The sequence below is a fragment of the Granulicella sp. L60 genome, from assembly GCF_009765825.1.
GTDB lineage: Bacteria > Acidobacteriota > Terriglobia > Terriglobales > Acidobacteriaceae > Edaphobacter.
The window spans coordinates 232,987-258,514 of record NZ_LMUR01000015.1 but is presented as its reverse complement, the minus strand read 5'-3'; the positions used below and the strand labels follow the sequence as shown (position 1 = coordinate 258,514).

Sequence of the window (25,528 nt, the reverse complement as noted above, 5' to 3'; positions counted from 1 at the left end):
CTCCAGCTACGGCTCCCGCCGTGGTCGGCTCAAACTGGACCTGCAGCGTTACCGCCTGTTTCGGATTCAGTATTACGGGGAAGCTCTCGGCGACGATTGTAAAGCCCTTGCCGGTAATGGAATCCGAGCTCACCGTTGCTGCCGATGTACCGGAAGAGGTCAGCGTCAACGACAGCGTCTTCGCTGTATCCACGGCCTCGCTGCCAAAGCTCAGGCTCGATGCGCTGATCGTCAACTGTGGATTCGCTGCTGTGCCGGTACCACTCAGAGCCACCTGGGTCGTGCCTCCGTTGGTTGAGTTGCTGTTGATGGTAAGTTCTCCAGCTACGGCTCCCGCCGTGGTCGGCTCAAACTGGACCTGCAGCGTTACCGCCTGTTTCGGATTCAGCGTCGCCGGCAAAGTTCCGCCGATAATTGTAAAGCCCTTGCCGGTAATGGAATCCGAGCTCACCTTTACTGCCGACGTACCGGAAGAGGTCAGCGTCAACGACAGTGTCTTCGCTGTATCTACAGCCTCGCTGCCAAAGCTCAGGCTCGACGCGCTGATCGTCAACTGTGGATTCCTAGTGTGCGCTCCACGGCCATCCATGGAGACCTGAGCGATCGGCTTTGCCGATGCATCCATCATTGTGATCTGCCCGGAATAGGCATCGGTGCTGGCAGGCGTAAAGCCAACCATCAAAGTATGTGTGCCGCCGGCAGGGATGCTGATTGGAAGCTGAACGGCACTCGCGAGCGAAAAAGTCTTGCCTGAAACACTTATTTGGGAGATGACAAGCGAGGAGGTCGCACTAGGATTTGTAATATCTACACTACTGGCCGCCGACAGTCCAACACTCACATCGCCAAAGTCGACGGCGCCTGGTGTGACACGGACTAGAGCCTCCGCAGCCGACACGGTAACTCCAGATCCACAACCGGACGCGGCAGTCATCAGACAGCAGGCGATTGCGAGAACAAGGAGGATCCGAGGAGCATCGACGCCCCACGGTCGTATAGGGGAGCAGATGCGGAGATGGTTTAGCTTCCGAAAGTTACTCTGAGGGATGCGAGAAGTTGTTGAGGCAATCGGGCCGGGGGAGGAAAGAAGAGCGTATTTTGACGACACGGACATCACCTCTTGAAACGTGCAAAACAACATGAATAAGAGGCAGGGCAAAAGAAAAAGAGAGGTAGTGTTCTATGTTTTGTACGAATGCATCTCGCCCAACTCGCAGAGGCGTTCGATGCAGGGGAGATGATTTATGTCTTACCTGGCAGCAACGGGTTGCGCAGGTCGCCTTTCATCCCCAACGTTCGTACAAAGCAAACGTTCTTACAGCCATCTATAGTTTTTCAAGGCAACGTCACAGGAAGAGCGGAACGCCTCACCCATTATAATTTCAGACTGACATTCGCAGTTGGGTGACGCAATCACACAAAGAGGTTACAAATCCGACCAGATATTGGTTCCCCGATACCCTGATGCGTTTATACCAAAGATACCCCCAAGCAATCAAGTAACCTCCATAGGAGCTAATCGGTCCGCAGGGTTCTCCGCAGGAATAAACCAGACTCATCAGTTGATTCTTATGAAATCAGTTCATTATTGGTGACACTACGTGGGTTAGCGTGCTGCGGCTAGATTGCTGTCGCCGCGTTGTAAAACCGTATTCACGATATACTTCCCGATCGCGAGCGAAGCAGTAGCCGCGGGCGATGGCACGTTACACACATGAACCATGCCTTCCGTGTAGACAAAATGGAAGTCGTCAATAAGCTTTCCGCTAATGTCCAGTGCTTGGGCCCGAACTCCGGATCCGCCAGAGATCAGGTCCTCCGCTCTTAATTCCGGCAGGAGACGTCGCAGCGCTCGTACAAACGCCGCTTTACTCCATGAGCGATGGTACTCACCCACCGACATTTGCCAATGTTTTGCCGCCATAATCCAAAAGCCAGGAAACGTGGCAAATTCCAACATGTCGCCGACGTCAAATGAATTCTTCAAATAGCCCTCTCGTTTCAGGGCCAGCACAGCGTTTGGACCCGCCTCAACTCCGCCTCCAATTCGTCTCGTAAAATGCACGCCAAGGAATGGAAACTGCGGGTCAGGAACAGGGTAGATCAATCCCCTAACTAAGTAGTGCTTTGCCGCGATGATTTCGTAATATTCCCCGCGAAAGGGAATGATCCTCGAATCAACCTTGGCGTCTGCCATTCGACTGACGCGGTCACTCTGGAGTCCAGCGCAGTTGATAACCAACCCCGCTTCAATAGGGCCCCGCGTCGTCTCAATGATCGTGTTACCGCGTGAGCGCCTCAGTGCAATGACCTCATGCGGCACGTGAATCTCTCCACCACGTTCGACTATGTGCTCCGCATACTTCTCCGCGACCTTCCCATAGTCGACGATACCTGTGCTTGGTACGCGAATGCCGCGAATGCCGGCGGCATGGGGCTCTATCTCTCTAATCTCCTCGGCTGTGAGCATCTGCAGTCCAGTCAATCCGTTTCCGTTGCCGCGCCTATACAACTCATCGAGCCGTGGAAGCTCATTCTCTGCAGTTGCAACGATTACTTTGCCACATATATCGTAAGGCACAGCGTTTTCCTGACAAAATCGCACCAGCGCTTCCGAACCCTCCACGCAGAGCCGTGCCTTCAGACTGCCAGGCTTGTAGTAAATGCCGGAGTGGATGACTCCACTGTTGTGGCTTGTCTGATGGGTGGCAACTGCCGTCTCTTTTTCGATGATCGCCAGGGAAACGCCAGGGAAACGGCTGGTGAGTTCAAGACCTGTTGCCAGGCCGACGATACCGGCACCGATAATTGCAACTTGTACTTGGGAAGAGATAACGATTTTAACCGGGGTGGAAATCTGTTGAAGTGATTGTGATTGCGCCTGATGGATTCCTTGGCAACACCAAATGAAGTATTTCTTTCAATCAGCCTATGCGATGCTCAGGGGCTGGTCAATTCAATATTGCTACTCTCCAACGCTTCCGCAGCCGAAACTCTTAGTACGAAATCAATATATTCAGCACACTGCTTGCCGATCGCAACATAGCGAACGATCTTTGGAGTACTGAATGATAGCTCGGCATTTGGTGTACAAAACCGCACCATTGATCACGCTTTATGCACGAATTTATGGGAAGAACCTTGTAACTTTTATCGGTCGAATAATTCCCGACTTTAAAAGTACGGAGCCTATTTGACTACCAAGCGAGTGCCTAAAAGTTACTGAAATGTAGGTTCGTAACCATCACATTTTTGTCATTCTTAGTCCGGGTGGACATACTATTGCACCTTCAATCCTATAGCTATCTATTGACTTCCAATAACTTAGGTTGTCTTCAGTATTATGACGAAAAAATTGTGAAGCGATCTGCACTTTTTTGTTTGACACTTTTGCGGGATAGAGATAAATTCTCTGCACTTCAGGAGACTTGATTGCGAGTCAGAGCTTGGATATTGATCTAGGACAAGTAACTCAACCGGTTGTTACGACCTGAAGCGGTCGAAATAATTAGGGCTTGCTTAGTAGCACTTTTCGCTACTCGCCGATTGCCGATTGGCGATAGTGCGTTGGGTTTCTGCAAAGGTTCTCCGGGCTCCCACCAAAGTATAGGCTCTCTCAATTCGCCAAGTGTGCAGGTGGCAGCCAATGCCAAGTCGTTAAAACGATCAGTATGCCCTTCCTGTACGTTTAGGAGCATCGCCGTAGCCTTGTTTATCTTTTGCCTTGAGGTGTTTGAATGACGCACGAAGTGCAAATTCTGGCAATCAGCGACGACATTGATGTCTGCAACATTATTCACAACTCTCTCGAATCCCAAGGTCACAAAGCCATATGTGTACCTAACCCCCACGAAGCGCTGCAGCTCTTGCACCGAGGGGTATTGGCAAAGTTCCTCTTATTCGACGCGGCAAAGAACAAGTCGAGGTCTGGGCTATTCGCCCCTGCCCTTTTGCAGCGTGTCAGCAGCGAAAAGCTCTGCATCCTCTCAGAGAAAGGCGATACGTCCTGGGAGGACCACGCAGGTATGTGGAACATCAACATGGTGCTGACAAAACCCCTACAGCGGCGGGATATCGAGAAGCTTATCTTTTGGCCCAAGATCGAGTCGCCCGCAAACGCTGTCGATAACACTTCAGCGAAGGCTCCTGCCTATCATCTGGAAGATCTCGACAATGGCCGTTTCTTCTTGGCGGCGTGCCCCACAATGCTGCGGCTTTATAGGGACATTCGGGTACTCGCACCTGTTGACATTCCTGTATTAATCCTAGGCGAGAGCGGTGTGGGAAAAGAAATTGTGGCCATGCTGCTGCACAAATATCACGCTCGTTCGGAGAAGACCTTCCTCAATGTCAACTGTGCTGCCTTGCCCACTGAGCTCTTGGAAAGTGAGCTGTTTGGTTATGAAGCGGGAGCTTTCACCGGAGCAGTAAAATCCAAACCAGGAAAATTCGAGCTCGCGAATAAGGGGACACTCCTATTAGATGAAATTGGCGAGATGAGTCCACAGATGCAGGCCAAGTTACTTCATGTACTTCAGGATGGATCGTTCTGCCGCTTGGGAGCCCGTTATTCGACTCAAGTGGATGTTCGAGTCTTAGCCGCGACCAACATCAATATGGAAGCGGCGATTGCGGAAAAACGCTTCCGCGAGGATCTTTACTACCGTCTAAATACCTTGACTATCACAGTTCCGCCGCTTCGCGAACGCCGCGAAGAGATCCCATTCTTGATACAGCAATTGATTCAAAGAGGGTCGTTGGAACTTGGACACCCCACTACATTTTCCGACCAAATTATTGAGGCGGCACAAGAATACCACTGGCCAGGAAATCTTCGAGAGCTGCGCAATTTCGTCACTCGCACACTTATTCTGCAGGACCAGGAATCTGCCTACAACGACCTGCGGTCCAAGACCCGCGCCAATGCCACCACATCCACAGAGAACTCCTCCGCTGAAATAACTGTGGAGACGAACACACGAATTCCTACCGGCATGAAAGATGTAATCAGCAATGTCAAGAATCAAACCGAGATCCGTATGCTTCAGGACGCATTGTCGGCCTCGGGCTGGAATCGTAGAAGAGCAGCAACAAATCTGAACATCAGCTATAGAAGCCTCCTGTACAAGATCCAACAGCACAGACTTAGCGCCTAAACCAGCTAGCGCTCCCTGCAGAGCACTTTTGCCTCTCCACAATTAAACATTTTATTATCAATTGTTTACGGAAAATTTATCTGATTTTCTCTTGAATACACATAAATCCGCCTGAATGATTGTTTCGGATTAGGTATCCCAAATGGTGACCGGCACCAAGCCTGATGTCGAGAGGAAGGTACTGTTCGGACAACGAATAGTCGCTCTTTTAATCGACGGCAAGATCATTTCATTCAACTCAAGAGCGTTGTTCCTGCCTATCAAGCCGTCGCCTTGACATCTGCCGTGACAGTGAATCGGAATCCCGTTACTTATAGAACAACGGGCAGTGGATGGCTCCATTTACCGCTATTCGGAACACGGTGGAACAGTTATTATGACCTCGATTTTGACCCGAGACTTCTGTCGTCCTGCGGCATTGGTTGGGCTTTTTCGCTCTTTCCTCGCCCAGAAAGCAGAGGTTATGGAGCCGAACAGCTCCCAGCCTGCCAAAACTCGGGCACGAGAGTACAACTGTGCCCTCGCCTATGGATAATCTTCATCGACGCTGTCGGTGAACACAAGCCGACAGCGTCGGGACTAATCGGGTCATCGATGAGCGACTTGGCGATTTTGCGTCAATCGGGAACCGGTCCTGTTTGCTACAGATCTCAGAGTCATGACCTGGGCACTTTGCATCGATACGCCGCTTGCAAATTGATTCGGGGTAGCTGATTTGCTAGAGTCGTCGTCATGTCCGAGCGGTCCACGGAGCAGATACGCGAGTTGCTCGACTCCCTTTATCGTGTGGATTCGGGGAGGATCCTGGCAACTCCGATTCGCCTGCTCGGTGATTTTGATCTTGCTGAGGAGGTGAAGCACGAAGCTTTTGCTGCTGCGCTGACTATATGGCCGAGGAGTGACTTACCTGATAACCCGCGACCATGGTTGATTTCAACAGCGCGATTCAAAGCCATTGGTACTCTGCGTCGACGGACACGATTTGAGCGTCTCAAGACGAGCTCGCGCGACATCTCGAAGCGCAATGGAGCTCGTCAGAAAAATCTAAAGAAGAGGACATACTTGAGGATGATCGGCTGCACCTCATTTTTATATGCTGTCATCCATCTGTCGCGCCGGAAGCGCACGTTGCGCTCACCTTGCGTGAGGTGTGCGGGCTGACAACCGAGGAGATTGCGAAGGCGCTCCTCATCACTCCGACTACGCTGGCGCAGCGCATTGTGCGCGCAAAGACAAAGATTCGAGAGACGCGGATTCGGTACGAGGTGCCGTCACCGCAGGAACTGCCTGAGAGACTCGACGCGGTGCTTCAGGTCATCTATCTCGTCTTTAACGAGGGTTATTCGGCTGCGGCGGGAGCGGAGGTAACGCGGGCCGAGTTGACTAGCGAGGCGATTCGCCTTGGCCGGCTGCTGACCGAACTTCGGCCAGAGCCTGAAGTCGTTGGGCTGCTTTCTCTGATGTTGCTGCAGGAATCCCGTGCGCCGCGAGAACATCGCCAACCGGAGAGTTGATCTTGCAGGAGAATCAAGACCGCTCACTCTGGAATCGGGGGCAGATCGCGGAGGGAGCATTACTGGAGAAAGCCCTGAAGTCCCGCCACTTCGGCTCTTACACGCTGCAGGCTGCGATTGCGGCCGTTCATGCGGAGGCGGAATCGGTCGCTCTGACCGACTGGCGGCAGATTGTTGCGCTTTACAACCGATTGGTACGAATTCAGCCTTCGCCAGTTGTACAGCTAAATCGTGCCGTGGCAATTGCCATGCGCGATGGCCCAGAGGCCGGTCTGGCGCATATCGACGCGGTGTTGGAACATGGCGAATTGGCAAGTATTACCTGGCGCATTCAGCCCGCGCGGATATGTACCGCAGGCTGGGCAGGACCGCTGAGGCCCGGTCCTCTTATGAGAAAGCTCTGGCGCTGACCCAACAGGAACCGGAGAGGCAGTTTCTGCAGGAGCGGATTCGGCAGCTGAGATAAGAAAGCGCAGAAGAAGACAAATTTCTTGGGCGCTTTGTCGAACTCCAGTCTGGCCGTTCGACTATGTAGTGAAGACGGGGCACCCGGCCCGCCCGAAGACCGTTACACGATAGAGGAGAAATCATGCCGCAGTATTTGCGGTGCGATTCACCACCCCGACAACTACGCCCCGTCCACAGAGGGCGAAGCGATCCAACTGCGCTCTCAATCTGAGTTCACCGGTTAGCCACAAATAGCTAAAACCGAAAACAAGCCACCCAAGCATCGCTCAACCCAGAGGAGATTCCGCAATGCGATTCATTGTCATTGTCAAATCAACCCCAGAGGCAGAAAAGAAGGCGCCCTCCTCTATCAACAGCTCTTGGCAGCGACTCCGAAGTCGAAATCCGCCAAATATTTGAGATGGAAGATTCGCTCCCGTCCTATCCGAAGAGCAGATCCAGCTCAAAGTAAAGCACCGAGCTGAGCTGCCAGATCAGACCGCCAACAAATAGCCACTCTCGCATCCACGGATTGAAGCTGGAAGCCGCTGATCTGGATGAAGCGCTGGTGTAGGGGGCGCAAGGTCGTCGCCGCCTGTCGGGCGCCGATCGACGTAACGCGCATCCACGAACAGATCAACTCGCGCGCCAATACGATCTTGTGGATACTGTTCGCGGCTTCGGGCCTGCTCTTCGTGATTGCGAGCTCGAACGTTGCCAATCTCGTGTTGGCGCTAACCGTGCGTCGCGAAGCGGAGTTGGCGATACGGTCTGCGCTTGGCGCAAGCACCGCAGTGTTGCGTCGTTCTCTGTTGGCCGAAAGCCTAGTGCTATGCGGGAGCGGTGCGCTGACGGCAGTAGCCCTCGCCATACCGATGGTGGCCGTGCTCGGTCGTTATGCATCGCGCTTCTCAGCGCGCGCCAATGACCTCACGCTCGATTTCAGTATGGTGTGGTTTGGCGTTGGACTGGCGTTGATCGCGTCTGTCTACCTGGCATTCATTCCGCGGCTTCCCTCGGCAAACGCGCCGCAAGGTGGGCTTACCGGCCGGGGAACACGTGTGGCCAGAGTGAGCAGCCGGCGTCTCCGCATCTTTGCGGTTACGCAGATCGCAGCCTCCTTCCTGCTGCTTGCCGGAGCGTGTGTGCTGATGAAGACTCTCTTTGTGTTGGAGCAGACGCGACCTCCCTTTGATTCGGCCAACGTTCTGGCAGTGAATCTTCCGTTGATGTCGTACGGGCGCACACCCCAGCAGGTCAATGAGTTCTATCGCGAGGCGCAACGCCGGGTCAGCGCACTGCCGGGCGTCGTGCACGTATCCTCCGGTTTCGCCGCTCCCTGGCGTGACGATCATTTGGACGTTAACTTTGAATTTGCCGCGCAGGGCGCGAGACGGGCGGATGGTCAGGCTTTCCGCGGAAAGTTCCGGGTGGTATCGCCGGGATTCTTCGACACGTTCGGTGTGCCGATTCAGGAGGGTCGCGACTTCAATGACGGAGACAAGGACCGATCCGAACGCGTGGTCATCATCACTCAGAGTCTTGCAAAGATGCTCTATCCAGGGCAGGACGCGGTGAACCATAAATTATGGTGGACGGACGGGGTAATGAAGTCCGTCGGCATCAGCACCGAGCCAATGCGAATCATTGCCGTGGTACCCGACTTCGACGATGAAAATATCATCCCTGCACCGGCCATGACGATCTATGAGCCGAGCGAACAAGAGCAGGGATGGAACGGGCGCCTGTTCGTACGCGCGCATCAGGATGCTTATGCACTTGTCCCGGCCATCACACAAACCATTCGCGGGATATCGGCAGACCAGCCCGTGGAAAAGGCCAGCACTCTCGGAGACGTCCGCGCGGAGGTGCTGACGCCTGACCGCCTCAACTCAATTGTGTTTGGCGGATTCGCAGCCGTTGCGCTCCTAATATCCGTGGTAGGCGTGGCGGGCGTTCTTGCTTTTTCTGTGAGCTGGCGTACGCGCGAGTTCGGAATCCGCATGGCCCTGTGCGCTCTGCCGCGCAATATTCTCACCACTGTTCTGGTAGAGGGCGTGGTGATGGCCGGCATCGGAGTGGGCACAGGTGTGGTGGTGGGATTGGCTCTGGCACGCGCCATCGCCAAATATGTAACAGATATCCATCAGCCGGGCCCACTTGCGTTTGTCGGTTCCGCTGTGGTCATTCTGGGTGCGGCCGTAGTTGCTTCGGCTGTACCTGCGGCGCGTGCCGCAAGAGTGAACGCGGTGGAAGCTCTACGTTCCGAGTAACTCACTCATTTCGACAACGAATTGAGTGCCAGTTCGGTTGCGCGAATGATGTGGATTCGACGGGAGTGTCGGACATATGCCCCGTGCAAGCCTGGGCGGATTTGGTCAGGCTTGGCGGGCCAGTACCAGAGTGATATCGTCGGGTTGTTCTTCGGCACCGATCCAGGCGTCGAGGGCCAGCATGACCTGGGTGGAGATGACGTGGAGAGGCTGGTCGCGATAGCGGCTTACGACCTCCATCATGCGTTCTTCGCCGAACTCTCCGAAGTCGTTTTCGGGTTCGGTGACGCCGTCGGAGTAGGCGACGATGATGTCGCCGGACTTCATCTTAAAGCTGTCTTCTTCGTAGCGCATGCCGTCCATGAGGCCGACGACGGTACCCCCTTGGTCGAGACGGCGGACACTTCCGTCGGTGCCGAGGACGAGTGGGGGGAGCTGTCCGGCATTCGAGTAGGTGAGCATGGCGGAGGCGGCGTCGTAGTGGGCGAGGAAGAGGGTCGCGTACTTCTCGGGCTGGGTGCTGCGGAAGAGATGTCGGTTGAGGAGTGAGAGGATGCGGCCGGGCGACTGGAAGAGCTCATCACAGTCACCGCCACGTCCGTCGCGATTGGCGAGCAGACCAGCTACGGCAGATTCACTGAAGACGAGTTCTTCACTGGCGAAGCGGTAGGCACGGACGGCGGAGTGGAGGGTGGCCATGAGGAGTGCAGCTGAGATTCCCTTGCCGCTGATGTCCCCGATGGCGATGCCTACACCTGTCTCTCTGCGGCTGGCGTGGCCGTTGTGGGCCTCTTCGTGGAAGACAAGGAAGTCGTAGTAGTCTCCGCTGACGGAACGAGCGGGGCGGCAGACGCCGTGGAGATCGAGGGTGGCGAGGCTCTGCGCGTGCAGTGGAAAGAGATTGGCCTGGACCTCCTGGGCGATGGAGATCTCATTCTGGAGACGCTCCTTTTCTTTCTGCTCAATGAGAAGGCGCTGCATGGAGCCGGTCATGGTGTTGAAGGAGCGACTAAGTTCTGCAAGCTGATCGTCGCGCGTGACACGGATGCGGTGGCCGAGGTCGCCACGGTCGATATGCTGGGTCGCGTCGTAGAGGTCGTGGACGGAGGTAGTGATGGTGCGGCTGAGGCGGATGGCCATCCACAGTGCGAGAAGCCAGATGGCGACGAAGAGGATAAAGAGGACGATGAGCGCGATACGTAGGACGCTGGTGACGATGCCGCCGAGCGAGGAGCCGAAGAGCTGGTTATAGAGCAGCGAAGGGCGGGACTCGACTGCGATGAGAATATTTTTGTGTGCTCCGGTGTCCCAGTCAATGATTGGCTGGGTGGAGGTGAAGCTGACTCGGACGTCTGCGACGTTGACCGGGGGTGGTTCGGTACCGCCTACGATCCATGACCTGCCGGAGATGACGGTAGGACCGATGGCGATCTTGTTCTCCTGTGGCGCCTCCCCCTGCTGCGCGGGAGCGGAATTTTGGGACTGGCTTACCTGCGGTGGCGATGTGTCGGCCTCGTTGTTGGCCTGCTCGGGAAGGAGACGGGCCTGTCCGAGGCCCTCAGCGACGATCCTGAGAACCGCGCTATCCACAGGGAGGCTATTCATTAGGGTGAAGATGCGACCGTCGTTCCAACGCTGTTGATGGATGGTGACGAGGTAGAGCTCCGCCCCATCAAGGACCATGCCGGAGAAGTGGCTATCGGGCAGCTCCGACGCCCAGGGAGGGAGACCGCGTGGGGTTCTGCCGCGCGCGCCGGCGCCGATGGTGACGGCGGCTCCATCGACAAAGGCGAGTGTGTCGCGGCGGAGCTTCATGCGCGGGAGGTCGAGACCGCTAACGCGTTCGGTGTCAGTGATGCCGGGGATGGCATCGGCTGCACGGCCTCGGGCCAGGGGCTGAATGATGCGGGAGACGAGGTCGGCGCGGCGTTCGTTCTCGCCCTGCATCTGGCTGAGTTCGGTTTGGAGACGAGAGTCGGCAAGATGGATGGCGAACTGTCCAGCAGCGATGTATGCGGTGAAGGAGACCAGAGTGACGAAGAGGATAGCCGGGGCGAGGCCGATCAACAGGTAGGTGAGGATGAGCTTGTTGCGGAGGCTCCAGAGCATATTGTTCCGCACAAACTTCCACGCCAGGGGAAGCGCGACGGCGACGAGAGCAAGGCCGACGAAAAACTGCATAATGCCGAGGAAGGTGCCGAATCCCCCGAGGATGAAGCGCCTGACAAACAGAGCGCAGAACCACATGCCAAGCCAGAAGGCGGCGCCGGCGAGGCCGGTGGGGATCCTTCGGATAAGGCCGAGCAGTTTTTGGGAACTGGCCGGACTATCTGGGCTCTGCATGGTTGCTCTTCTCCAATTGATTTTGTAATCGACCCTGTGCCTTGGTGGTTGCTTCGGCCTCTGCGTGAGCTTCTACGGGAGACTTACCCTCAGCTTCAAGTTTTGCCTGCAACTCTGCCTCTCGTGCCAGCCGGAGGGTGCAGCGGGTGGCTGAGAAGTGAGCTCCTGCCAGAAGCAGAAGACCGGAGAGGAAGGCCCACATCATTAATCCTACCGAAATATAAAACGGACCGTAGACGGACTGGAAGTCGAGCCATGGGAGAGCACGAATGTAGAGGTATTTGGCGACCTGCCAGAGGAGGCCGATGACGATGGCCGTAGGCAGAACGGCGCGTGCAGGGACGGCTCGGTAGGGCAGAATCCAGTAGATGAGGAAGAAGAGCAGAATGCTGGCGAGGCCGGCGCAGAGTTTGAGGAAGCCGTAGGAGATGAAGTTGAAGGCGATGTTGCTGGTGTGGCCGAAGAAGATCCAAGAGAGGATGGTCTGCTGGCTTGCGGTAGAGGCGACGGAGGCCATGGCGAGGACGCCGACGGCGAAGGCGAGACCGAGCGAGACGGCCTGGTTGTGGAGATAGCTGCGGTTCTGTCGAACGCCCCAGACCTGGTTGAGGGCGACCTCGAGCGGGAGGAAGACACCGGTGGAGGTGACCAGGAGCATGAAGATAGAGAAGATCTGGGTGCCCTTGTGGGGGTGGGCGAGAAGCTGCATATTACGCATGACAAAGTCCTGCCCGACGGGGAGAAGATTCTTCATCATGTCGCCGACGATGACCTCCATGGCGCGGGAGTGGAAGACAGTGCGGCTGATGGTGAGGAGAAGGACGATGAAGGGAAAGAGAGATAGGATGGTGTTGGCGGCGACAGAGAAGGCGTAGGTGTGGACCTCGGTGCGGGTCATATAGCGCGCGAGTGCTACGATCTGGGCGCCGAGGCCGTTTTCGCGGACGGCCGGGGTGACCTGCTCAATGGGCCGGGGCGGAAGGTCCTGTGCCGTGGAGGCTGGCACTACGGTCTTGTCGGGAGCGATGGAGTGCATAGGAGATGCGGCGGAGGTGCTGAGTTCACTCCGATGCTAGCAGAGGCTTGCCGTGCGGGGCCTGTAATTCCTGGTTGCGGATACGCGTTCAGAGAGATGTTGGTTCCGGGAGATCCTAGGGGCTCAATTCGGCGCTGAGTTTGGCGATGCGGTGGATGGACCACTCTGCAGCTTCGGCGAGGACGGGGTCGCCGGAGGCTGCCCATTGGCGGAGCTGGGGGAGGAATCCCTGCTCGCCGCTATTGCCCATGGCAATAGCAACGTTGCGTTGGAGACGGGCGCGGCGGGTGCGTTCGAGGGGAGAGCCTTTGAACCATCGCTTGAAGTCGGCGGCATCCATACCAGCCAGCCAGTCGAGTGCGGGATTGATGAGCTGGGGACGAGCGAGCATGGTTTGGTTGACTGGAGCGCGACGGTTCCAGGGGCAGACGTCCTGACAGATGTCGCAGCCGAAGACTTGGCGACCGATGGGCTCGCGGAGGTGTTCGGGGATGGTGCCCTTCTTTTCGATGGTGAGGTAAGCGATGCAGAGGGAGGCATCCATCTCGTGGGGGGCGATGAGAGCGGAGGTGGGACAGGCATCGATGCAGCGGGTGCAGGTGCCGCAACGATCGGCGGCGATTTGAGGGAGGGCGTCTGAGGCTACGGGGAGTGAGGTGATGATGACGCCGAGGAGGAGCCAGGAGCCTAGACGCTGGTCTAGGACGCAGGTGTTTTTGCCGATCCAGCCGATGCCGGCCTGGGCTGCGGCGGCACGTTCTACGAGGGGGCCAGTGTCGACATAGCAGCGGGTTTCGCAGCGAGTGCGTTGTTGGAGAGCAGTTTCGATGTGGCGGAGGCGGTGGAGAAGGTCTTCGTGGTAGTCGGAGGGTTGGAGTTGGGTTGGGTGTTCGGGGTTGTAGGCATTGATGTCTGGGATTTGACGGCCGCTCCAAGCGTAGCGGGCGATCCAGCCGGTGGAGTTTGGGGCGGGGTCGGTGGAAAGTGGTGCAGTGGTGTTGTAGTTAAAGGCGCAGACGATGACGGAGCGGGCCCAGGGAATGGCAGCGCGAACTTCGCTGCGGAGGAGGATGCCGCTATCGTCGCGACGCTTGAGGTAGTCCATCTCACCTGCGCGACCAGCGGCGATCCAAGAGGAGAAGCGCTCGGCGGTGAGGCGCTCGGAGGAGCGCGGGGATGTTGGATCACTGACGGGGGCTATGCCTGCGGTGTCGAAGCCCGCTTCGAGGGCGAGGGTCCGCAACCATTGGGTGAGTTCGGGCGTCCATTCGGCCGTTAGCACGTTACTCTTCCCTCTTGGCACCAGAAGAATATCTGGGCTGGGTTAACGATAAATTGTGATGAGTGGTTGGGCGGTGGATTGCGTGGTAGCGCTGTGGAAGCACAGAGGCTGCCGGGTGAGATAAGATAAAGATACGGAGAGTTGGCAGAGCCCGGTTGAATGCACCTGACTCGAAATCAGACATAGGCGTAAGTCTATCGGGGGTTCGAATCCCTCACTCTCCGCCATCAATCCCTTCAAACTACTAAAAACAAAGCTAATTGCCTAAGATACAGCGACTTAGGGGAGATCCCCTGTCTCTATTTTCTCGCCAATACCCTTCTTTTCTGGCTTTTCCGCCGGAAACTATTACCACGGATTTATCCAGGAAACTGGGCATTTTCGCGTTTAGCAAAGAGCGGACTTTCGAAGTGCATTGCAGGAGCCTCTATATCCATGCGATCCATCGTCATCGTCTTTTGCCTTGCTCTCACCGCCTCCCCCGCCAGCGCCAAGGTTCAGTTCTACTCAACCTTCTCCTCCAACGGAGTAGCAGCACCCGAGTGCGTAGGTCCAACCTAGTGGCCGCAAACGGAGCCGCCCAACTATACGATCGCGGAGTTTATGGCGGACGTTGAACGGTTCGAGCTCAGCTACCTCTACCTCTACCTCGTCCCTGATATCGACATAAATCGATGCATCGAGGTTACTGTACCGATCATGGCGGAGATGATCAACCAATGGTTGGCTGGCAAATCTCTGAGGGTTTACTCGGTAGTGCTCGTCATACCCCGCTGGGGCATCGGTGTTATCAGAATGAACCCCCGCTACAGGTGGAAGCGGTCGAGCATACACAATCGCCCTTACGTATGGAGGAAGTATCCATAGAGGATTCGAGGGATCGTATCGCAACGCTCGTCGCGGAGTAACCCGCACCAAAAGCAAAAGGGCTACCGGGATCATCTCCCACGACCCTTCGCTTGTCATCTAGTCCTTTTCCGTGGAGCACGACTATCCCGTCAGAGTCGCATAGCAACGCCGAAACAGAGCTATCGACAATCGCCCCATCTTTCACAGGCGGCGAAGACTTAGCATATTGAACACGCCTTTGTGGAACAATAAGCCTTTGACATACCGTGGAGGAGTCGTTGAAGGTGGATGCCGACTATATGCGCATTTCAGCAGATAGCCGCCCTTGGGTTGCCCAGAATTGGGACGTAATTTATGCGGGGTATGCTTAGTTCTATGATCGAGAAGAATCCGGAGCCTTCCATGGATTAGGGTTTCGTGATGGCTTGATCAGTGTCAAGAACTTGCAGACGGATACACAATTCGATTCTTCAGAAATTACGTGAAACCAATTACTAAGAATGTTGGGAGTTCGGAAGGAGGCTGACTGCATGGTGAACTTGGTGCCCGTCATTGGCGTCGGCTTTCTTCTCGGAGCCCGGCACGCCACTGACCCTGATCATGTGATCGCCGTTTCAACAATCGTCAGTCGCCAGCAAAAGATTCGGCATGCTGGATTGATCGGGGCCTTGTGGGGTGTGGGTCACACAATTACGATCTTTTTCGTAGGAGTGGGTATCATCTTGTTTAATCTGACAATACCTCCTCGCATAGGGTTGGCCATGGAGACATCCGTGGGTCTAATGCTGATCTTCCTTGGAGTGCTTAATTTGACAGGAGTGATGGAATGGATCACTCATCGGTTCACACCAAGTCACCTCCAGCCTGAAGAGATTACAAAAGTTCTTCATAGACAGGGCCGGAAGACTGATCTTCCGCAGAAAGGTCATAAGCTAGACGGTCCGCTGCAAAGCGTACTGGAACGATTAGGTTTGTATCAGCTACTACGACCACTTGCGGTTGGACTTGTGCATGGATTGGCAGGGTCGGCTGCGGTTGCCTTGCTGGTGTTGACCACGATCCATGATCCTCGATGGGCGTTGGTCTACCTTTTGATCTTCGGTGTCGGTACCATCGTCGGAATGATGTTGATCACCATCATCATCGGTGTACCCTTCGTCTATACCAGCCGGAGATTTTCGCCCTTCCATCGCAGCCTTAGCTTCGTGTCTGGCGTGGTCAGTGTTGCGTTTGGGCTGTTCATTACCTTACAGAACAGTGTTTTGGATGGGCTCTTCGCGGCGTATCCTCACTGGACACCCCGCTAAACAAATCTACGATTTCAATATTTGAAAATATTCCGGAATACACCATGTGCTGCGATGGGGTCTGAATACTTTCAAGACTTCTTGGGTCGGCACAATAGCAATTTACATGCCTGTAATAAGCGACAACTAACGTCTTTATGAGAGCTATTCTGTGCAGATGTTTGATGTAAGAAGATATGTCGCGCGGGTTTCTGCAACGATACATAGAAGCCTCGGTATCGAATCATGGTGAGCAGACGACGGCTTCTTCAGCGAAGTCTTTACACGGCGGCGGGAGTTACGCTAAGCAAAGGTGTGCCTTTACTCGGCCAGGCGATGGCTTCCCCTCCCCAAGTGCGAAGCAGCGTGAAGCTGACACGCTTCGTCGATCCACTTCCGATCCCCCCCGTCATCCGCTCTACCGGTAAGCCGGATGGCATTATCGAGATCGAAATGCGCCAGTTCAAGGCGAAGGCACATCGCGATCTTCCTCCGACTACGTTGTGGGGATACAACGGATCATGGCCTGGGCCGACCATTGAAGCGCAAAGCGGGCAAGCTCTTAATGTCAATTGGGTGAGCAAGCTGCCGGATGTACACCTGCTGCCGATCGATCATTCGATTCATGGCGCGGACGCAAGCCTGCCCTCTGTTCGCAATGTGGCTCATCTGCACGGTGCATGCGTGCTGCCTGACGACGATGGATATCCCGAAGCCTGGTTCACTGCGAATGGCGAGCATGGTCCAAAGTTCAACCCACGCCCTTCGCACTATCCAAATTGTCAGCCATCCACGACACTGTGGTATCACGACCATTGCCTGGGCATTACACGTTTGAACGTCTATGCCGGCCTTGCTGGTTTTTATCTGATTCGCGACGAAACAGAGGCTGCACTTAATCTTCCGCAGGGAGAGTTTGAAATTCCGCTAATGTTACAGGACCGCCTCTTTCATCACGATGGATCACTCTACTACCCCAGAGTTGTAAACGGCCCCAAGGAACATTCTATTTGGATCCAAGAGTTATTTGGAGATATGAACTGCGTCAACGGAAAAGTGACGCCGTTTCTTGAGGTTGAGCCCAGACGGTACCGGTTCCGTATCCTCAACGCTTCGAACTCCCGGTTCTATCACCTACGTCTCTTTAATTCAGATGCGACAGGCAAACTTGAAGACGATTCCTTTGATGCACCTGCGTTTCATCAAATCGGTACGGATGGAGGTCTTCTCCCCGCCCCGGTAGAGTTGCATTATCTCCTTATAGCACCCGCCGAGCGATTCGATGTAGTTCTGGACTTTTCTGAATGTGGAGGCAAATCGTTCTCGCTTATCAATGATGCTCCTGCTCCCTACACGATGGGTGGCCAATATCTCGCTGAGGATGTGATGCTGTTCAAAGTAAGCCGGCCTTTGTCCGGAAAAGACACCAGTTCGGTGCCGATAACGCTCGCACCATTTGTGCCCATCGAACCTACGTTCGGCATGCGCGAGAGGATGTTATTGGTTTCGGAGAAGGAACGGCAGTCTGACGGATATGTCATTACGGGACTACTTGGCAATGCGCATTGGCACGAACCTATTACAGAAGACCCGAAGGTCGGGAGCACAGAGATTTGGTCCTTCGTGAATATAACGAGCGACGTTCACCCGTTGCATGTGCACCTAGTGCAGTTCCAGATATTGAATCGTCAGGCATTCGACGTTCCAACATATCAGCAGACCGGCAAGATCGTATTTACCGGACGCCCCATGGCCCCGGAGAGCAATGAGCGACCGGCACGTAAGGACACAATCAAGTCCTATCCGGGCTACGTTACGAGAGTGATTCAGCGCTTCGACCTGCCGGCTGGAGCCACTATCACTCCAGGGCAGGAGCTCTTGTATGTATGGCATTGTCATATTCTCGAACATGAGGATAACGAGATGATGCGGCCGTACAAAGTCATCACATGAGACCTAGATAGAAGATTGAACATTAGATTTTAGTGTGGCTGCAAATTGTTTTTGGCGGACGACTCAGCAAGCGCAACGCAATCGCAATTATTGATCATTTCATCATGTCGTGACACATGATCCTCTCACTAGCTCTAGGTTTATCTCACTGAGGATGATGGACTCCCCAATGCTTCACACCGTCCTCAGCATTCTGGAGGTTCACCTTGAAATCGAAACGTAAGGTCAATGCCCCTAACGGGACTTTGAAGTGTGGTGCGATGATGATGATTGCACTGCAAGTGTTTGCGGGACTGCCCAAATCCGCCTACGCCCAAACCTCTGCTCCAGCTGCGACAACACCGATTAAACATGTAATTGTTATCATCGGCGAGAATCGTACTTTTGACCACGTCTTTGCTACCTACACACCAAAGAATGGCGAGACCATTTCGAACCTGCTCTCCAAGGGCATCGTAAAAGCAAACGGCAAGCCTGGTCCGAACTACTCTTTATCTGCACAGTTCTCAGCAGTAGACGGCACGGCCGCAGGAACCAGCACCTACGAAATCAGCCCTCAGTCCAAGAGCATCTACAGCACACTTCCTCCCGCGCTTGCAGGTGGGCCTGAAGCTCCCACCGTGGCTGGTCCCGCGCCGTTTACCACTCTGAAGGTTGGCCAGCTTGCCGATCAGGGTCTTGCCAAGGACTATGATCAATTTCTCGTCACCGGCGCCACTGGAATTGCTGCAGGCAAAGTGGATACCCGCGTCACCAACGCGACGAATCTGCGCGAAGGAGTGTATCAGCTCAGTGGCCCGAAGATGCCGTATGATGCTTACACGCAGAGCCCTGTGCACCGCTTCTTCCAGATGTGGCAGCAGACCGACTGCAGCGTCGACTACGTCACCCAAGAGAATGCCAGCGGTTGCTTGAACGACCTCTTTCCTTGGGTTGAGACTTCCGTCGGCACTGGCAGCAATGGTGCTAAGCTGCCTGCCAGCTTCAACAACACAACCACCGGCGAAGGATCTGCATCGATGGGGTTCTATAACATGGCACAAGGTGATGCTCCGTACCTGAAGGAACTTGCTGATAAATACACGATCAGCGATAACTTCCATCAGTCGGTTATGGGCGGTACGGGCGCCAACCACATCATGTTTGGTTTCGCCGATTCAATCTTCTACACGAGCGCAAAAGGCGTCGCCGCTGCTCCTCCTACTAACCAGATTGAGAATCCGAACCCGCAGGCGTCAACCAACGACTTCTACGACCAGGATGGATACGGCGGAGGGAGCTACGTCAACTGCGGCGACATCGCACAGCCAGGCGTGCCGGCCGTCACAAATTATCTACAGTCCCTCAAGCGCCCGGTAAAACCTAACTGTGTAAAAGGTGACTATTATCTAGTAAATAACTACAACCCTGGCTATGCTGGCGATGGCAGTCTTTACTCAACCCTGTCACCCTTCACGATTCCTCCCACCAGCCAGAAGAGCATCGGCGACGATCTGGTAGCTCACAACGTCCCCTTTAAGTACTTCGGTGAGGACTGGGATCTGTATGTCACCGATCCTACAGAATCGAATACATTTGATGAGTACTGCAACATCTGCAATCCCTTCCAGTATCAGACTCAGTTCATGGGAACCCAGGCTGCCCGCGAGACATACATGGCGGACACCACGGAGCTCTATGAAGACATCGATACTGGCAACCTACCTCCAGTATCAGTCGTCAAGCCCAGCGGCTTCAATGACGGTCACCCGGCATCCTCCAAACTCGACCTCTTTGAAGGTTTCGTAAAGAAGATCGTCGACCAGGTAAAAGCTAACCCAGCTCTTTGGAATGACACTGCAATCTTCATCACAGAAGATGAGGGCGGCGGATATTATGACTCGGGTTACATTCAACCGGTCGATTTCTTTGGCGATGGAACGCGCATTCCATTGATCGTCGTTTCGAAGTACTCCACAGGTGGCCATGTTTCTCATGAGTATGGTGATCACGTTTCGCTTATCAAGTTCATCGAGAAAAACTGGGGCCTCCCAACTATTACTACACGCAGCCGCGACAACTTGCCGAACCCGATTCAGAAGGAGAGTAATCCGTACGTTCCGACCAATAGCCCCGCTATCGGGGACCTAACGGGCGACTTTCAATTCTCCTCCAAATAATCAACCGCAGTGTATTCAATACTTCGGCGGCCAACAGTCACTGGCCGTCGAAGTGTTTTTGGACAGACTGCTACTAACTCAATTAGACTGTGCCCCTCAATTCAAAGGATTTTCCCCATGCAACTTCGGAAATTCACACTGAATATATTCGCGCTCGTAGCAATTACTGCTGTAGTTGCCTCAACAACAAATATTATTGCAGTCACTCCTACCATTTCGCATAATTTTCACGTTGAAGATCGGTGGAATATCGGCGGCGATGGTGGATGGGGGTTTCTCTCCATTGATCCTTCAGCGCACCGATTGTTTATTCCACGCACCAATCGCGTCATGGTCATTGACACCAACACTGGAAGAGTTGTGGGAAGCATCGAGGGCATGTCCAGCCTACGCAACATGGCGCTCGACAATTCCGGTAAATTTGGCTATGCGACCGACGTTACTGATGGGACTGCTGGTTTCGTTCGAGTCTTCGACCGTTCGACGCTGAAATTAGTCGCATCAATTCCTACAGGGCCAGTCCCGTTCGCTATCGTATTCGATCCCTCCACCAAACTTGTATTCGCGTTCAGTTCTCGTGCTCACAATGCCACGGTGATTGACTCTGCTACGAATCGGATAGTTGCAACAATAGCTCTCGGGGGACGTCCTTCGTCTGCAGTCAGTGATGGCAAAGGAGGGGTTCTGGTGACGCTCCCGGCTCAGGGTGAGATCCAACGAATTGACGCAACGTCAAAAACTGTAAGTGCCAACTGGCAGCTCGCTCCCTGCTCAGGCCCCTCCGCCCTCGCGACCGACGTTGAACATCATCAGGTCTTTACCACCTGTGAGGATCATAAACTGGTTGCTATCGATACCGATACTGGTCATGTTACGGCGATTGGAAATGTGCCAGCTAATGCCGGTGACCTCGGCTTCGATCCCCACAGCCATATCCTCTTCCTTGCCGACCCTGAGGGCTCGCTCTTGGCGTTTCACCGGGATTCGCTCCTGCACTTCAATAAATTGCAGCAGATCAAAACCCAACCAGGAGCGCGAACTATGCTCGTCAACCAAGACAAAGGCAAGGTCTATCTCGTGACAGCGAAGTTCGGTTTGAACTCCACGACCGCCTCTGAAGAACTGCATTATCGTCCCACACCGATCGCAGGCACTTTTGCGGTCATCGTCGTAGGACGCTAGAAAAAGTGGCGACCCATAAGGCAATGGATATCTCTGACTAAAACCTGACAACTTGCTGACAACTCGCACCTAACGATGCTATACGCTAAAGATTATTTGGCGCGAGATGCTATGTCAGCTCAACGAGAAGACCCACTCAAACCCGCATGGAGCCGAGACCTGCTCGATTCCCCGTTCCCTCCCGAGCTTGACGCTCCGTACTTCGACAATACGCTCGATGCCTGGGTACTAAGCAGGTATGAAGATATCCTCGCCGTCTTTTGGGCCTCGGAACTTTCTCCTGCCAGCTTTAACAGTAAAAACATTCCTGACTCATTCAGTAAAGATGAAAGTTTTAAGATGCGCACGGAGACTCTGGAAGCACTCACCTCAGGAAGAATGCGCGTATGGAAAGAACATCTGACGAAAGAGACCTCTGCGTTGATGGAGGGATTGAACTGGCAAGAGCCTGTTGATCTCTTGAGTCAATATGCTCAGCCGCTTTGCCTGTCCCTGGCTGCGATGGTTACAGAAATCAGCGATTACGATGCTGTTCGCATGTGTAATAGGGCCGCACAGGTGTCGGCGGCATCGGCCGAACCATATAATCAGACTTTACGTTCAGAAGCAAAAGCCGCGAGCGCTGAGCTTAGGAGCTGTTTTCACGCTGAACCTGAGGCCCTCAGGGAATCAGGTTTTGTTGCGCTGTCACAGACGATGCTTCACATTCTTGCAAATGCTTGGTTCGCGCTGATGCAACACCCTCAACAGTGGCTTCTCTTATATCGCCAGCCTGAGCTAATCGAACAAGCGATCGAAGAGCTATTGCGCTATGCCGGCCTTGCACGCATTCTCCATCGAACAGCAACTGCAGATGTAGATATCAATGGATGTATTATTCGTAGGGGAGAGCGAATCTTTCTTAGAATTATCGCAGCAAACAGAGATCCGGAGCGCTTTTTTCATCCCAACGAAGTAGATATTACACGTCGCGGGGCGGGCCATCTCACGCTTGGAGCTGGCCTGCATTCATGCGTGGGTGCCAGCTTGGTGAGGATGGCTGCTGCTACGCTGACGAGCCCTCTAATAAAACGCTTTGCTAGAGTTACTCTGGACCAGCCCGCGACCTGGCAGGGAGGATCGGGCTTCTGTTCTCCCATATCATTGTGGGTTCGGGTTGGATAATGCTAAGTGATCTATGGCGACCATAAACATCCATTACTGCCTTGAACAAATTAACCCGAACGCCTCAAAGCATCCCTCTCGCTGATCTCCGAGGCCATTAGCCTCTAAAGGCTAGTTGCAACCGAGCAACAAGGCCAGACATTTGCCCTCTTTACGGATAAATGTCATTTGTGTAGATCATCCATATAGAAAACAGTTCGGGGTTCTTCGCAACGGTATTACATCAACGTTACCTGAGAAACGAGCAAACTAATTCAAGCCTCAAAAACGCGAGCCACGGTTGCTTGGCTGATGATCTGCCAAATTCTACTTAGAGAAGAGGCAATTAAAACATCAGCATATTACGCAAAATGGGATTACAAACCAATGACATTGCCATGACAGATCACTGACATTCCTTTTCGTCAGCGTTGTTAGGTTAGGAATGCACGATAAATCGGGTGCCTTTATTTACCTGCCGCATTTGCTAAACAAGGGGATACCAAGCTGATGAAATTCAAATACACCAATCTCATGTTCGTTGTCGCGTATCTGGCTATCGTTTTACTTTCTGCTCGGGCTTTACGCGCACAAGACTCCACCCAGCATATAGAAATTGCGGCTAAGCGCTTCAGTTTCACACCCAACGATATCACTATCAAAAAGGGTATTCCCGCAACCTTTTCTCTGACCAGCGGTGATGCAGATCACTCTCTAAAGATTAAAGAGTTGAACGTGAATATCGCGGCGAAGAAAGGCTCTACTAAGGAGGTTACGTTCACCCCTACGCAAGTGGGAACCTTTGAGGGCCGTTGTGGAACCTTCTGCGGGTCTGGTCATGGATCCATGAAGCTGACGGTGCACGTCACGGAGTAAGCATGCGGTCTTCTATCTGCTCTATCACCGTTTGTTGCATGCTCCTCTTGGTATGCGGCTGCAGGGTCAGCCCTCCAAGCAGCCTAGAGCGACGTACCATCGTGGCTGTGAAGCACCATATCACGGTAGGCGGCAGGTCAGAGAGAAACCCCTTGGTTTTTAATTCTGATAACGTGGCAGCGGGCAAAGAGGCTTTTGGCCACTATTGTGTTGCCTGCCACGGGATCGACGGACAGAATACGGGAGTTCCTTTTGCGGATCGCATATCCCCACCTCTACCTTCTCTTGCTTCTCGAGAGGTGCAGGACTACACCGATGGGCAGCTGAAATGGATCATCGACAATGGACTCTCTCCTTCTGGCATGCCAGCCTCAAGCGGGATATTGAGCGATGACGAAATATGGTCAATTATAGTTTTTCTTCGTCACCTGCCTCCCGCTGGCAGCCTCGGAGAACCCGAAATGTATAGCCACTAAACAAAATTACTTGTAAGGAGAGACGAGATGAGATGGAGCTCACGCGCGGACAGCAGGGTTGTAGAAGCTGTCATTTCCAGCTTCACCGAGTCCCCTGAACAGTCTTACAAAATCCTTTCAAAATTCAAAAAGACAGCGTGGCTGCGCTCCTATCACTGGCTCGATGCAAGTGGAATGTCACTCTACTTTCTCGACCAAGTTGTTTGCTTAGGTATTGAAAATTCTCTTCCTTCAGAAACTCTCGCACGTCTTCGGCAGAATCTGGCCGACAATCGCAATCGAACTTCTGATATGTATGAAGAGTTTATTTCTATCAATCAAGCATTCCAGCGGGCTGGCGTACAGTATTCGAATCTAAAAGGATTCACTCTTTCACCAGAATCCTGTCCAGATCCAACATTACGCTGTCAACTCGACTTCGATTTTTTAGTTAATGCTAATCAACTGGATATCTGCCGCGAGATACTGTGCACGTCAGGCTATGTATTAGCTGCAGCCACCGCTACAACTTGGGAGTTCAAAGCTGGTGCTTCCGCCCTGTCCAACATCTCAGATTTGTATAAATCGAAGCCTCAACGTTCGGTTGAGCTGCACTTCATTTCATCTACACACACCGCTCATCAGCCAAGCCGAGATGAACGGCTTGATCGGCTGAGTTGGCGTTCTTGGAACGGTCACGCGTTCCCAGTTCTTTCGCGGGCTGATCAATTTCTCGAACAGGCATGCCATCTCTTTGGGCATATTTGTAGCCCATATACTCGTGTCTCCTGGCTTCTCGAATATAAGCGCCATGTCCTAGCACGCTACAGCGACACATTGTTTTGGAAAGAAGTTCGAGAGCGATCTAATTCTCGCCACCATACAGATATCGCTATCGGTATATCCACCTTGATTTCATCCAAAATCTTCGGAGCGAAAGCCCCGGAGTGTCTCAACTCATGGACGCTAGACACTCTGCCTGCTCCTGTAAGGCTTTGGACGAATCAGTATGGCAGAAGATCAGTCCTTGCGGATTTTCCGGGAACGAAGCTCTATTTTCTTCTGCGAGATGAGCTACAGAGCGGTGATGAGATCCTGCGTGATAGGACTAGCAGACTGCTTCCACTGCATCGTGCACCAAGAATCACATTAACTCGATCCAACGATAGCCTATGGACTCGCATTCGCAATACCGTCTACCAGGGACGCTTCGTCATCTTTCGTCTCCGATTCCATCTGATCGAAGGACATCGTTACGCAATCGAGAATGTGCGCTGGAAACGCCGTCGGCACTCTCTGGGCTTTTCAAGAACAAATTCGACCAAAAAGAAATCAAGCTTTACGAATGCGAAGGTCTAATGACTATGCGGGAAATAATTCGGTTTGCAGCACGAAGCAGCTTCGCTCTAGTGACGATACTGATCTTTGCCTGTGGTACTATCCTTTCACAGCAGCTACCATCCGCTCCATCGAGCACCTCTTCGCCTTTGGGATCCTCGGCCACCGATACGGATTCAAACAGCTCGACAACATCTGACGCGCCAGATTCTAGATTAACTTCTTCAAGTTCAAGC

General features: G+C 53.8%; 21 protein-coding genes and 1 tRNA gene. 16 read left to right on the top strand and 6 right to left on the bottom strand.

The features are described from left to right. Both GSQ82_RS08295 and lhgO read right to left on the bottom strand, forming a co-directional pair. The coding region (locus tag GSQ82_RS08295; RefSeq protein WP_216847043.1) for a choice-of-anchor D domain-containing protein at nucleotides 1–898 on the bottom strand (898 nt) is incomplete at its 3' end. 708 nt (nucleotides 899–1,606) lie between these two features. Then, on the bottom strand, nucleotides 1,607–2,806 hold the full coding sequence (gene lhgO / locus GSQ82_RS08290) for an L-2-hydroxyglutarate oxidase (protein WP_256370074.1): 1,200 nt from the start codon (nucleotides 2,804–2,806) through the stop codon (nucleotides 1,607–1,609). A 931-nt stretch (nucleotides 2,807–3,737) separates the two neighbouring features. Between lhgO and GSQ82_RS08285 the strand changes: the two genes are divergently transcribed. The 5 genes from GSQ82_RS08285 (at nucleotide 3,738) to GSQ82_RS08275 (ending at nucleotide 9,390) form a co-directional block, all read left to right on the top strand. Next, nucleotides 3,738–5,156, top strand: coding sequence for a sigma-54 dependent transcriptional regulator (locus GSQ82_RS08285; protein ID WP_158791817.1), 1,419 nt, complete (start codon nucleotides 3,738–3,740; stop codon nucleotides 5,154–5,156). A gap of 732 nt (nucleotides 5,157–5,888) precedes the next feature. Next, a complete protein-coding gene (locus GSQ82_RS25030; protein WP_254061507.1) occupies nucleotides 5,889–6,317 on the top strand; it encodes a sigma factor in 429 nt (142 codons plus the stop codon). After that, entirely contained in the window at nucleotides 6,305–6,670 is a 366-nt protein-coding gene (locus GSQ82_RS25025; RefSeq protein ID WP_254061561.1) for a DUF6596 domain-containing protein, read from the top strand. The genes GSQ82_RS25030 and GSQ82_RS25025 overlap by 13 nt, the downstream gene beginning before the upstream one ends. Nucleotides 6,671–6,672: 2 nt before the next feature. Then, nucleotides 6,673–7,080 (top strand): hypothetical protein, encoded by a 408-nt coding sequence (locus GSQ82_RS25020; RefSeq protein WP_254061506.1) that lies wholly within the window; start codon nucleotides 6,673–6,675, stop codon nucleotides 7,078–7,080. Nucleotides 7,081–7,674: 594 nt separating this feature from the next. Then, on the top strand, nucleotides 7,675–9,390 hold the full coding sequence (locus tag GSQ82_RS08275) for an FtsX-like permease family protein (RefSeq protein ID WP_254061505.1): 1,716 nt from the start codon (nucleotides 7,675–7,677) through the stop codon (nucleotides 9,388–9,390). A gap of 105 nt (nucleotides 9,391–9,495) precedes the next feature. Here GSQ82_RS08275 and GSQ82_RS08270 read toward each other — a convergent pair whose 3' ends face one another. The 3 genes from GSQ82_RS08270 to queG all read right to left on the bottom strand — a co-directional run bounded on the left by GSQ82_RS08270 (nucleotide 9,496) and on the right by queG (nucleotide 14,051). Next, nucleotides 9,496–11,733, bottom strand: a complete 2,238-nt coding sequence (locus GSQ82_RS08270) for a PP2C family protein-serine/threonine phosphatase (protein ID WP_158791816.1) — start codon at nucleotides 11,731–11,733, stop codon at nucleotides 9,496–9,498. Further along, nucleotides 11,717–12,769 (bottom strand): YihY/virulence factor BrkB family protein, encoded by a 1,053-nt coding sequence (locus tag GSQ82_RS08265; protein ID WP_158791815.1) that lies wholly within the window; start codon nucleotides 12,767–12,769, stop codon nucleotides 11,717–11,719. The genes GSQ82_RS08270 and GSQ82_RS08265 overlap by 17 nt, the downstream gene beginning before the upstream one ends. Nucleotides 12,770–12,884: 115 nt before the next feature. Beyond that, a complete protein-coding gene (gene queG / locus GSQ82_RS08260; RefSeq protein ID WP_158791814.1) occupies nucleotides 12,885–14,051 on the bottom strand; it encodes a tRNA epoxyqueuosine(34) reductase QueG in 1,167 nt (388 codons plus the stop codon). Nucleotides 14,052–14,186: 135 nt separating this feature from the next. Between queG and GSQ82_RS08255 the strand changes: the two genes are divergently transcribed. The 4 genes from GSQ82_RS08255 to GSQ82_RS08245 all read left to right on the top strand — a co-directional run bounded on the left by GSQ82_RS08255 (nucleotide 14,187) and on the right by GSQ82_RS08245 (nucleotide 16,207). Further along, a tRNA-Ser gene (locus GSQ82_RS08255) sits at nucleotides 14,187–14,278 on the top strand. Between the two features lie 208 nt (nucleotides 14,279–14,486). Continuing rightward, nucleotides 14,487–14,612 carry a hypothetical protein gene (locus GSQ82_RS25335; RefSeq protein WP_256370067.1) on the top strand — a complete coding sequence of 42 codons (126 nt, stop codon included), beginning with the start codon at nucleotides 14,487–14,489 and terminating at the stop codon, nucleotides 14,610–14,612. A 42-nt stretch (nucleotides 14,613–14,654) separates the two neighbouring features. Next, a complete protein-coding gene (locus GSQ82_RS08250; protein WP_158791813.1) occupies nucleotides 14,655–14,918 on the top strand; it encodes a hypothetical protein in 264 nt (87 codons plus the stop codon). 512 nt (nucleotides 14,919–15,430) lie between these two features. Next, entirely contained in the window at nucleotides 15,431–16,207 is a 777-nt protein-coding gene (locus tag GSQ82_RS08245) for a high-affinity nickel-transport family protein (protein WP_158791812.1), read from the top strand. A gap of 260 nt (nucleotides 16,208–16,467) precedes the next feature. Here GSQ82_RS08245 and GSQ82_RS25015 read toward each other — a convergent pair whose 3' ends face one another. Then, on the bottom strand, nucleotides 16,468–16,626 hold the full coding sequence (locus GSQ82_RS25015) for a hypothetical protein (protein ID WP_254061504.1): 159 nt from the start codon (nucleotides 16,624–16,626) through the stop codon (nucleotides 16,468–16,470). 13 nt (nucleotides 16,627–16,639) lie between these two features. On the opposite strand from GSQ82_RS25015, the gene GSQ82_RS08240 reads away from it, so the two are divergent. The 7 genes from GSQ82_RS08240 (at nucleotide 16,640) to GSQ82_RS08210 (ending at nucleotide 25,313) form a co-directional block, all read left to right on the top strand. Further along, nucleotides 16,640–18,139 (top strand): multicopper oxidase family protein, encoded by a 1,500-nt coding sequence (locus GSQ82_RS08240; protein ID WP_254061503.1) that lies wholly within the window; start codon nucleotides 16,640–16,642, stop codon nucleotides 18,137–18,139. Nucleotides 18,140–18,345: 206 nt separating this feature from the next. Beyond that, complete coding sequence (locus GSQ82_RS08235; RefSeq protein WP_254061502.1) at nucleotides 18,346–20,298, top strand: alkaline phosphatase family protein; 1,953 nt, start codon at nucleotides 18,346–18,348, stop codon at nucleotides 20,296–20,298. Nucleotides 20,299–20,415: 117 nt separating this feature from the next. Continuing rightward, entirely contained in the window at nucleotides 20,416–21,480 is a 1,065-nt protein-coding gene (locus GSQ82_RS08230) for a YncE family protein (protein WP_158791811.1), read from the top strand. Nucleotides 21,481–21,591: 111 nt separating this feature from the next. Then, complete coding sequence (locus GSQ82_RS08225) at nucleotides 21,592–22,644, top strand: cytochrome P450 (protein ID WP_158791810.1); 1,053 nt, start codon at nucleotides 21,592–21,594, stop codon at nucleotides 22,642–22,644. A gap of 489 nt (nucleotides 22,645–23,133) precedes the next feature. Further along, the gene (locus GSQ82_RS08220; RefSeq protein ID WP_158791809.1) at nucleotides 23,134–23,499 is read left to right on the top strand and encodes a cupredoxin domain-containing protein; all 366 of its coding nucleotides are present in this window, start codon (nucleotides 23,134–23,136) and stop codon (nucleotides 23,497–23,499) included. Nucleotides 23,500–23,501: 2 nt separating this feature from the next. Next, a complete protein-coding gene (locus GSQ82_RS08215; protein WP_158791808.1) occupies nucleotides 23,502–23,975 on the top strand; it encodes a cytochrome c in 474 nt (157 codons plus the stop codon). Nucleotides 23,976–24,002: 27 nt separating this feature from the next. Then, on the top strand, nucleotides 24,003–25,313 hold the full coding sequence (locus GSQ82_RS08210) for a nucleotidyltransferase family protein (protein WP_158791807.1): 1,311 nt from the start codon (nucleotides 24,003–24,005) through the stop codon (nucleotides 25,311–25,313). The last annotated feature ends 215 nt before the right edge of the window (nucleotides 25,314–25,528 follow it).

What these genes read in the sequence shown, in the direction of transcription:
- GSQ82_RS08220 (WP_158791809.1), top strand. Translation starts at nt 23,134, where the DNA reads ATGAAATTCAAATACACCAATCTCATGTTCGTTGTCGCGTATCTGGCT.
- GSQ82_RS08245 (WP_158791812.1), top strand. Translation starts at nt 15,431, where the DNA reads ATGGTGAACTTGGTGCCCGTCATTGGCGTCGGCTTTCTTCTCGGAGCC.
- GSQ82_RS25335 (WP_256370067.1), top strand. Translation starts at nt 14,487, where the DNA reads ATGCGATCCATCGTCATCGTCTTTTGCCTTGCTCTCACCGCCTCCCCC.
- GSQ82_RS08225 (WP_158791810.1), top strand. Translation starts at nt 21,592, where the DNA reads ATGTCAGCTCAACGAGAAGACCCACTCAAACCCGCATGGAGCCGAGAC.
- GSQ82_RS25015 (WP_254061504.1), bottom strand. Translation starts at nt 16,626, where the DNA reads ATGCCATCCGGCTTACCGGTAGAGCGGATGACGGGGGGGATCGGAAGT.
- GSQ82_RS08270 (WP_158791816.1), bottom strand. Translation starts at nt 11,733, where the DNA reads ATGCAGAGCCCAGATAGTCCGGCCAGTTCCCAAAAACTGCTCGGCCTT.
- GSQ82_RS25030 (WP_254061507.1), top strand. Translation starts at nt 5,889, where the DNA reads ATGTCCGAGCGGTCCACGGAGCAGATACGCGAGTTGCTCGACTCCCTT.
- GSQ82_RS08230 (WP_158791811.1), top strand. Translation starts at nt 20,416, where the DNA reads ATGCAACTTCGGAAATTCACACTGAATATATTCGCGCTCGTAGCAATT.
- GSQ82_RS08285 (WP_158791817.1), top strand. Translation starts at nt 3,738, where the DNA reads ATGACGCACGAAGTGCAAATTCTGGCAATCAGCGACGACATTGATGTC.
- GSQ82_RS08240 (WP_254061503.1), top strand. Translation starts at nt 16,640, where the DNA reads ATGCGCCAGTTCAAGGCGAAGGCACATCGCGATCTTCCTCCGACTACG.
- GSQ82_RS08275 (WP_254061505.1), top strand. Translation starts at nt 7,675, where the DNA reads ATGAAGCGCTGGTGTAGGGGGCGCAAGGTCGTCGCCGCCTGTCGGGCG.
- GSQ82_RS08250 (WP_158791813.1), top strand. Translation starts at nt 14,655, where the DNA reads ATGGCGGACGTTGAACGGTTCGAGCTCAGCTACCTCTACCTCTACCTC.
- GSQ82_RS08215 (WP_158791808.1), top strand. Translation starts at nt 23,502, where the DNA reads ATGCGGTCTTCTATCTGCTCTATCACCGTTTGTTGCATGCTCCTCTTG.
- GSQ82_RS08210 (WP_158791807.1), top strand. Translation starts at nt 24,003, where the DNA reads ATGAGATGGAGCTCACGCGCGGACAGCAGGGTTGTAGAAGCTGTCATT.
- GSQ82_RS08265 (WP_158791815.1), bottom strand. Translation starts at nt 12,769, where the DNA reads ATGCACTCCATCGCTCCCGACAAGACCGTAGTGCCAGCCTCCACGGCA.